The organism is Flavobacterium sp., from assembly GCF_041911335.1.
Lineage (GTDB): Bacteria > Bacteroidota > Bacteroidia > Flavobacteriales > Flavobacteriaceae > Flavobacterium.
This window is the reverse complement of the sequence record NZ_JAYRPD010000043.1, coordinates 1-7,742: the sequence shown is the minus strand read 5'-3', so window position 1 is coordinate 7,742 and position 7,742 is coordinate 1. Positions and strand designations below refer to the sequence as shown.

Below are 7,742 nucleotides of genomic sequence, written 5' to 3'. Positions count from 1 at the left end.
TTTTGGGAAATACATGAAGAAAGATATCCTTATACACATGATAAAGATTTAATTATTCAAAACTTTATTTCTTTTGAACAAGCTGATGATGATTTTGACCCAATTTGTTATAAAGGAAAATATTGGGAGCTTATAAAAGAGGATTTTGATGAAATAATAAAAAATAATTTTTCCCTTTAATAATCAATTTTTGTAACACCCCGAATACACCTCCACCCTCTTTAACCCTTATGAATAAAGAGAAAAAAGATATTGTATCGGAAAGTAAACCTAAATGGATTCATTCACACAAATCGCTCTCGGAATTGCTACTGCCGAACTCCTGGCTGGTAAAAAACTGCAAAACAAAACGTTTTTGTATGGTGCTATTTTGGGAACCATTCCCGATTTGGATATTGTAGTGGGTAAATTCATGAGTGATGTTGATGGCGTTGCTATTCATAGAGGGTTGAGTCATTCCCTTCTCTTTTTTGCATTTTTGTCGCCTATTTTGGGCTTGGTGATTTCTAAAATTGAAAAAGATAAAATCAATTTCAAAAGTGCTTCTATATTAGCATTTTGGTGTTTGGCTACTCATGTATTTCTCGACTTATTTACATCTTGGGGTACGCAAATTCTTTGGCCTTTAGAATATCGATTTGCCTTGAAAACCATCTTTGTAATAGATCCTTTATACACCATTCCGCTAATAATTAGCTTGATTTTTGTTTGGAAAAACAGAGACAATTTCATCCGAAGAAAACAACTAATTCGAGGTTTAGCTATTAGTTCTTCTTATTTGCTCTTGACATGTGTTTTGAAACTTTTTGCAGTATATAAATTTGAAAATGCTTTGCAAAATCAAAATTTAGCATTTCAAAAATTAATTGTGAAAACTACCGCTTTTAATTGTATTCTTTGGAATGCCAATGTGGCTACTTCAAAAGGTTATTATTTAGCTGATTATTCTTTATTTGACTCACAACCGATTATTTTTACATTTTATCCAAAAAATAAGGAATTAGAAGAAAAATTAGTAAATTCGTATGATTTTCAGCAACTTAAAAAAATTAGCGAAGGTTGGTATTTGGTTTCCGAACAAAACCATCGCATCTATTTTAATGATTTACGTTTTGGTTTGTTAAACGACAATCCTGAAAATCCGCAGTTTGCTTTTAGTTATCAAATGATTCCAATGTCTGATGGAATTTATTGGGCTGAGGAAATTCCAAAAGCCAATCGAGATGGTAAAGCATTGCTAAAAAAGATTTTTACACGATTAAAAGGCAATTAACGTATGGCAAAATATTCAGTAGTTTTTCATCCTTCTGAAACCGTTATTGAAGCGGTTAAAGAACTCAAAGAACAATTGAGTGCTAAAATTGGATGGTTTCCGAGTAAGAATTCTTTAGCTCACGTAACTATTTGTGAATTTGAATACGATTTGACTACTTATGAAAATATAAAAGCCCGAATTGCTAATTACTGCCGTTATCAAATTCCTTTCGAAGTAATGTTTAATGATTTTGGAAATTACACAAATGGTGCTTTTTTCATTGCTCCCAATACCGAAAGCAAAACAAAAATGGCTGAAATCATGAAGGAAATTCCAAAACAAATTCAATTTCCTGTAAGTCATAAAAGTACAGAACCACATATTTCTATTGGTAGACAACTTACTGAAGCCCAACTAAAAATCGCGTGTAGTTTGTTTGAATCCGTAGATTTGAATTTCATTTGCGAAGGCATTACCATCCGAATTTTCAATCCTGAAAAAAAACAATATGATGTACTAGAAACGATTCCTTTTCTAAGTGAAATCGAACCTGAAAAAGAACAATTAACCTTGTTTTAATTACTCTTTCGTACTCATTTTAATCTGCAAATGATTTAACAACACTTGATATTTACTGATTTCTCTCAATACGATTTCGTCATCTGTAGCATCCATCATATCGTCTAAATCATCACTCACTTCAATTAATTTAATACTAGCTTCCGAAAAATTCTTTATCGCCATGTTATCAATAATCAATTGAATGTCTTTTTTTATTTCTGAAAATTTATCTTCCATTTTAATTTTATTTTCCTCGCAACAAATTAATACTTACCGTTGCATAATCGGTTTCGGGATATTTTTTAAAGTAATCAGTATCCGAATGCAATCCAGCTTCTGCCGCTATATTTTGCAACACTTCAATTTCTACAATAAACTGGTCTGAAAAACCATGCGTAGCATCATAAGCTGTCGCTGCTGTTTTTCCAAGATTTTGCGCAGTTAATACTGGTGCTACCGTATGCAATTCGATAATTAAAAGGCCAAATTTACGAACATACGGACTCCATTTCATAAAATGTTCCAATAAATTATCTTCGACATCATTGTTTGAAATACGAACACCACGATGTGCAAAAGCTCCTGTGGAAGTACTTACTCTATCTTTTGTTTTATTTTTAGGGTCTTCCCAAATGCGATTGTGGTCTAAAAAAGTTCTCACATTCAACAAATCTTTCAAATCGATGTTGTAATTCTCTTGCAAATCACTATTCAATAAATCCGGATTTCCAATATCGCCCCAAATAACTTTTGCCCAAATATCCGCTTTAATCAAATTAGCTCTCGTGACTTTCAAAGCTGCTTGATTATAATCGGCTCCAACTAAAAATAGTGGATAATCATCTAACATTTTACCTCGTAAGGTTTGGCGTTCGATGACTTCAAAAATGTGTTGTAAAAAAGCGCCATTTCCGCAACCCATATCTAAAATTCCTTTCGGTTGTTCGGCAATTGGTTTATTAAAAAGTTCGATAATAATATCGTCAATTACTTTGAAATACGTCGCGTGCGCACCACCACTTCCCCAAACATTCATTTCGCGATTGACGTGAATTTCATCTTCGTTTTTAGCGATATTTCGCAATTCACTTGCATTTCCAAACAACAAACTGTCAATATGTTTAAACATCGGAAGATATGAAACCGTCACACCATAAGCAGAAGCTCGTTTGGCAAAGAAAAAACCATCTTCTGTAAATTGATAATTATCATTTTTCTTGGAAAACCAACCCAAATGCACAAAAAAATCCAGAATTTTAGCAAACGCTTCGGGATGTTTGTGAAATTCATCCGCTCGAAACGAACTTTCCATGAAATATTTGTGAAACATGCCCGTCATTCCTAAATTGACAACAATCGGTCCTACCAAATAGCCTTCAATATGAGTTAGCATTTGCTCTTGAATCGTTCTTAAATTTTCGTCTTCTTCAAAATGAATGTGATAATTTTCTGTAAACTTCTTTAAAATGGGTTCCAATAAAGCGATAGAATCCACATCCATTTTGTTCGCTGTAAATACCGAAGTTTGAGTCAACAATTGATACGTATCCTCATAAATTGGAACAAGTGAAAAAGCAAATTTGCTTATAGGTAAAGTAGAAATCGTAACATTTCCAGAAGCATTATCGACTTCGTAATTCAGAAAACCCTGCGATGCCAAAACGTGTAATGCGACATTCAAGTAGCCTTCGTTAGCTTTAAACTCTTCTGTTAATTTTGCTAAAGTTGAAGCTTTTTCTTTTAAAAGATGCGCTAAAATTCCTTTTTTGAACAAAGAATAAGCAACAGTAACAACAACTAATCCATCTAAATGTCTGAAAATGGCTTCGCGTAATTGGTTTCGTTTCATCATAAATCGAGTGGTTTTCTCTCAAATTTATGAAAATTCTGATTCACTTTACAATAAACTTCTTTTAATCTCGGCAAAAGAAGTGTAAGTTTGGATAAGTTTTGTGATGATTTCTTTTCGAAGTTGTTCCAAATCATCAAAATCCAAATATTTCGCCCAAGTATCTGATTCCAAAATTTCTTTTATTTGTCGAATGACTTTTGCGGTTTCGGAAGCGTTCCGTAAAACGGCTTTTCCGTCGTAATTCGGATTATTTTTGTGTTGGAAAGTTGCTTCTTTAGTTTCGAAATTAACTTCTACATAGAAAAAGCTTTCAGTTTCGTTATTCGGATAGAAATCTGTCCATTTGGCATAACCAATTCTCTCTTTCTGATTCGGATTTTTAATTTCAGAAATCAAACGCCATCTACAATTTGCAGCTCTTCCCCAATGATTCGAAATACGATAAACACCTTCATCAGTAAAACAATATCCACTACCCGATTTACTTTTGTAATGCCACTCGATATTTGGAATCACATTCGTATCGACTTCAATAAACTCACAAAAAGTATGTTTGTGGAAATTGGTTTTATTGTATTTTTTTAAGGTCATAAAGTGTCGATTCGATTTCTTTGTAACAAAAGTAACATTTGATTTTTAAAGAATCGTCGTATCTTTACAAAAAAAGGATTACAAATGAGAGCTATTTTAGATCAAGCCTACAGTTATATATTTGAGGAAGCTTTATTGGACGAAATTGCAAAAGTGGCAATTTACAAGGAATTTAAAGCCGATGATTACCTAATTGAAATTGGGGATTACATCAAAACGATGCCGCTTTTATTAACTGGCGCGATTAAAATATTAAGAGAAGATGAAAATGGAGATGAATTGTTATTGTATTTCCTAGAACGTGGCGATACGTGTGCCATGACCTTAACGTGTTGCATGGGACAATCGAAAAGTAGAATTCGTGCTATTGCCGAAACTGATGGCGCGATGTTAATGATTCCTGTAGAAAAAATGGAAGAATGGTTAACCAAATATAAAACGTGGCGAAACTTCGTTTTTGACAGCTACAACGTGCGTTTAAACGAAATGCTAGAAGCGATTGACACTTTAGCTTTCATGAATTTAGACGAACGTTTGTACAAATATTTGACTGATAAAGCAAAAGTTATTGGCGATACCGAAATCAAAAATACGCATCAAGAAATTGCTTACGAAATGCATACATCGAGAGTTGTAATTTCGCGTTTATTGAAAGCTTTAGAATTGCAAGGAAAAATCAAATTACACCGAAATAAAATCGAAATCCTTCAGTTCTAATGGAGATTTTAGGCTATGTTGGAGCATTATTTATTGGATTAGTTTTAGGACTAACAGGTGGTGGTGGCTCTATTTTAACCGTGCCGATTTTAGTGTATTTGATGAGCATAAATCCCGTTACAGCAACTGCTTATTCGCTATTTATTGTTGGAACGACTTCTACTTTTGGCGCGATTCAAAACTATCGAAAAAACTTAGTTGACATCAAAAACGGATTTATTTTTGCTATTCCGTCTTTTGTAGCGGTTTACTTAACCCGAAAATTTATAGTTCCGAGAATTCCTGAAATCATCATTGAATCACCCATTCTCATAACAAAAGACACCTTTTTGATGTTGTTTTTCGCCGTGATTATGGTTTTTGGAGCGCTTTCAGTATTAAAAAAGAAAAGTCAAAACACTAATAGTGAAGAAAAAAGGAATCTTATTCTAATCGGAATTCAAACTTTTACTATTGGAATCATCATTGGATTAGTCGGTGCAGGTGGCGGATTTTTAATTATTCCATCATTAATTTTGTTTGCCAAATTACCGATGCGAAAAGCCGTTGGAACTTCACTATTTATCATTGCCATGAACTCATTGGTAGGATTTATCGGTGATGTGCAAAATTTGGAAATCGATTGGATGTTTTTGTTAACATTTTCAGCTATTTCTGTAGTTGGAATATTTATCGGAATGTACTTAACAAAGTACACGAATGAAAGTCAATTAAAGAAGATTTTTGCTTACTTTGTATTGCTTATGGCTGCCATTATCTTGTTAAAAGAAATGTAAATGTAACTTTGGGTACAGAAAAAATAAAATTTAGAACGTAAATTTGTAAAAAATAAGATATTATGAAAATCGAACAAATATATACCGGATGTATTGCACACGCAGCGTATTACATTGAAAGCAATGGTGAAGCAGCCATTGTTGACCCATTGAGAGAAGTACAACCTTATATCGAAAAAGCCAATAAAGACAACGCTAAAATCAAATACATTTTTGAAACGCATTTTCATGCAGATTTCGTTTCAGGACATTTAGATTTAGCAAAGAAAACAGGAGCTTCAATCGTTTACGGTCCAACAGCAAAACCAAATTTTGACGCTATCGTAGCTGTCGACGGTCAAGTATTCAAGGTTGGTGACGTAACAATTAAAGCGATTCATACACCAGGACATACGTTAGAAAGTACGTGTTACTTAGTTACTGACGAAACTGGAAAACAACACGGAATTATCACGGGAGATACTTTATTTATTGGTGATGTGGGTCGTCCTGATTTAGCTCAAGAATTAGTAGAAGATTTAACACAAGAATTATTAGCAGGACATTTATTTGATTCGTTACGTAATAAAATTATGCCTTTGAGCGATGATTTAATTGTCTATCCAAATCACGGTGCTGGAAGTGCATGTGGCAAAAACATGAGCAAAGAAACGACAGATACTTTAGGCAATCAAAAGAAAGTCAATTACGCTTTAAGAGCCGATATGACTAAAGAAGAATTCATCAAAGAATTATTAGATGGATTAACGCCTCCACCTGCTTATTTCCCACAAAATGTATTGATGAACATTCAAGGTTATGAAAGTTTGGATGCCGTAATGTCAAAAGCAGAAACGCCTTTACATCCAAAAGAATTTGAAGCTGTTGCTAATCAAACAGATGCTTTAATTTTAGATGTTCGAAATGAGAATGATTTCGTAAAAGAACATGTACCAGGTTCTATTTTCATTGGATTACATGGCCAATTTGCTCCTTGGGTAGGCGCTTTAATCAGAGATACCAAACAACCCATATTATTAATAACTCCAGAAGGAAAAGAAGTAGAAACCATCACCAGATTATCTCGTGTAGGATTTGATAATACGTTAGGTTTCTTATTAGGGGGAATCGAAGCATGGAAAGCTGCAGGTTACGAAACCGATAGCATCGAATCGATTTCACCAGAAGTTTTCGCATCGCAATACGAAACCGCTCCAGTTATCGACTCAAGAAAGCCAGGAGAATATACTGCTGAACACGTGGTAAATGCGAAAAACATACCATTAGATTACGTTAACGAGCAATTAGCTGAAGTTCCAAAAGATGAAAAATTCTTCATCCATTGTGCAGGTGGCTATCGTTCGGTAATCATGGCATCTATCTTAAAATCTAGAGGCTACCACAACATGATTAACGTAGAAAAAGGTATGGCAGGTATCAGAACTACCGATGTTCCTTTAACGGCCTATGTTTGCCCGAGTACATTGAAATAAGATAATTTTAGATAAAATACGAAATCCGACTTCACAAGAGTCGGATTTTTTTATGGGCGTTCCCACAAGGATCGGGCTATCCGCACTCGCTTTACTTAAAATTTTGAATAATTTTAAGTAAGAGCTCAAACAAATGCTGCACACGAGCTTGCGCCTGACGGAGTAATCTCTAACGCGGAATTAGTTTTCAGTTGAGATTCATACTTTTCCCAGTCCCGTAGTGATGTTATATTGCTAACAAAACACACATTAAGAAAATTCTAAAGCTGGCTTTAGCCGAACGCTCATGCACATACGCTAAAAGTTCTATCATAAAGTGTAAAACAAAAAAACCACCTAAATATGGTGGTTTTTATTATTTAAAATCTCTTTGGGGCGATATATCGATAACAAAAAAGCCCTATCATTACTGATAGGGCTTTTCAAAAGAAAGGCGGCGACATACTCTCCCACATAACTGCAGTACCATCTGCGCAGTCGGGCTTAACTTCTCTGTTCGGAATGGGAAGAGGTGAGCC

General features: G+C 34.3%; 8 protein-coding genes, 1 rRNA gene and 1 pseudogene. 6 read left to right on the top strand and 4 right to left on the bottom strand.

All coding sequences use genetic code 11. The features are described 5' to 3' along the window. The 3 genes and pseudogenes from ACE3PD_RS06940 to ACE3PD_RS06930 all read left to right on the top strand — a co-directional run. A pseudogene (locus ACE3PD_RS06940) lies at window positions 1–180 on the top strand (nucleotidyl transferase AbiEii/AbiGii toxin family protein); the annotation flags it as partial. 94 nt (window positions 181–274) lie between these two features. Continuing rightward, complete coding sequence (locus ACE3PD_RS06935; RefSeq protein ID WP_374400883.1) at window positions 275–1,273, top strand: metal-dependent hydrolase; 999 nt, start codon at window positions 275–277, stop codon at window positions 1,271–1,273. Between the two features lie 3 nt (window positions 1,274–1,276). After that, a complete protein-coding gene (locus ACE3PD_RS06930) occupies window positions 1,277–1,834 on the top strand; it encodes a 2'-5' RNA ligase family protein (protein WP_374400881.1) in 558 nt (185 codons plus the stop codon). On the opposite strand, the gene ACE3PD_RS06925 is transcribed toward ACE3PD_RS06930, so the two are convergent. Genes ACE3PD_RS06925 through ACE3PD_RS06915 form a run of 3 tightly spaced genes read right to left on the bottom strand, consistent with a single transcriptional unit; the run spans window position 1,835 to window position 4,259 of the window. Next, window positions 1,835–2,053: a hypothetical protein gene (locus ACE3PD_RS06925; RefSeq protein ID WP_374400879.1), complete on the bottom strand. Its 219-nt coding sequence runs from the start codon at window positions 2,051–2,053 to the stop codon at window positions 1,835–1,837. A gap of 7 nt (window positions 2,054–2,060) precedes the next feature. Further along, window positions 2,061–3,668 (bottom strand): class I SAM-dependent methyltransferase, encoded by a 1,608-nt coding sequence (locus ACE3PD_RS06920; RefSeq protein WP_374400877.1) that lies wholly within the window; start codon window positions 3,666–3,668, stop codon window positions 2,061–2,063. Window positions 3,669–3,713: 45 nt separating this feature from the next. Next, on the bottom strand, window positions 3,714–4,259 hold the full coding sequence (locus ACE3PD_RS06915; protein WP_374400875.1) for a hypothetical protein: 546 nt from the start codon (window positions 4,257–4,259) through the stop codon (window positions 3,714–3,716). A gap of 84 nt (window positions 4,260–4,343) precedes the next feature. Here ACE3PD_RS06915 and ACE3PD_RS06910 point away from each other — a divergent pair, with 84 nt between their 5' ends. From ACE3PD_RS06910 to ACE3PD_RS06900, 3 genes are all read left to right on the top strand, one after another. Beyond that, complete coding sequence (locus ACE3PD_RS06910; protein WP_026726080.1) at window positions 4,344–4,976, top strand: Crp/Fnr family transcriptional regulator; 633 nt, start codon at window positions 4,344–4,346, stop codon at window positions 4,974–4,976. After that, entirely contained in the window at window positions 4,976–5,752 is a 777-nt protein-coding gene (locus ACE3PD_RS06905) for a sulfite exporter TauE/SafE family protein (RefSeq protein WP_374400873.1), read from the top strand. The genes ACE3PD_RS06910 and ACE3PD_RS06905 overlap by 1 nt, the downstream gene beginning before the upstream one ends. A gap of 62 nt (window positions 5,753–5,814) precedes the next feature. Further along, complete coding sequence (locus ACE3PD_RS06900; protein WP_374400871.1) at window positions 5,815–7,224, top strand: rhodanese-like domain-containing protein; 1,410 nt, start codon at window positions 5,815–5,817, stop codon at window positions 7,222–7,224. Between the two features lie 428 nt (window positions 7,225–7,652). Here the strand turns inward: ACE3PD_RS06900 and rrf are convergent. Then, window positions 7,653–7,742, bottom strand: a 5S ribosomal RNA gene (rrf, locus tag ACE3PD_RS06895); the annotation flags it as partial.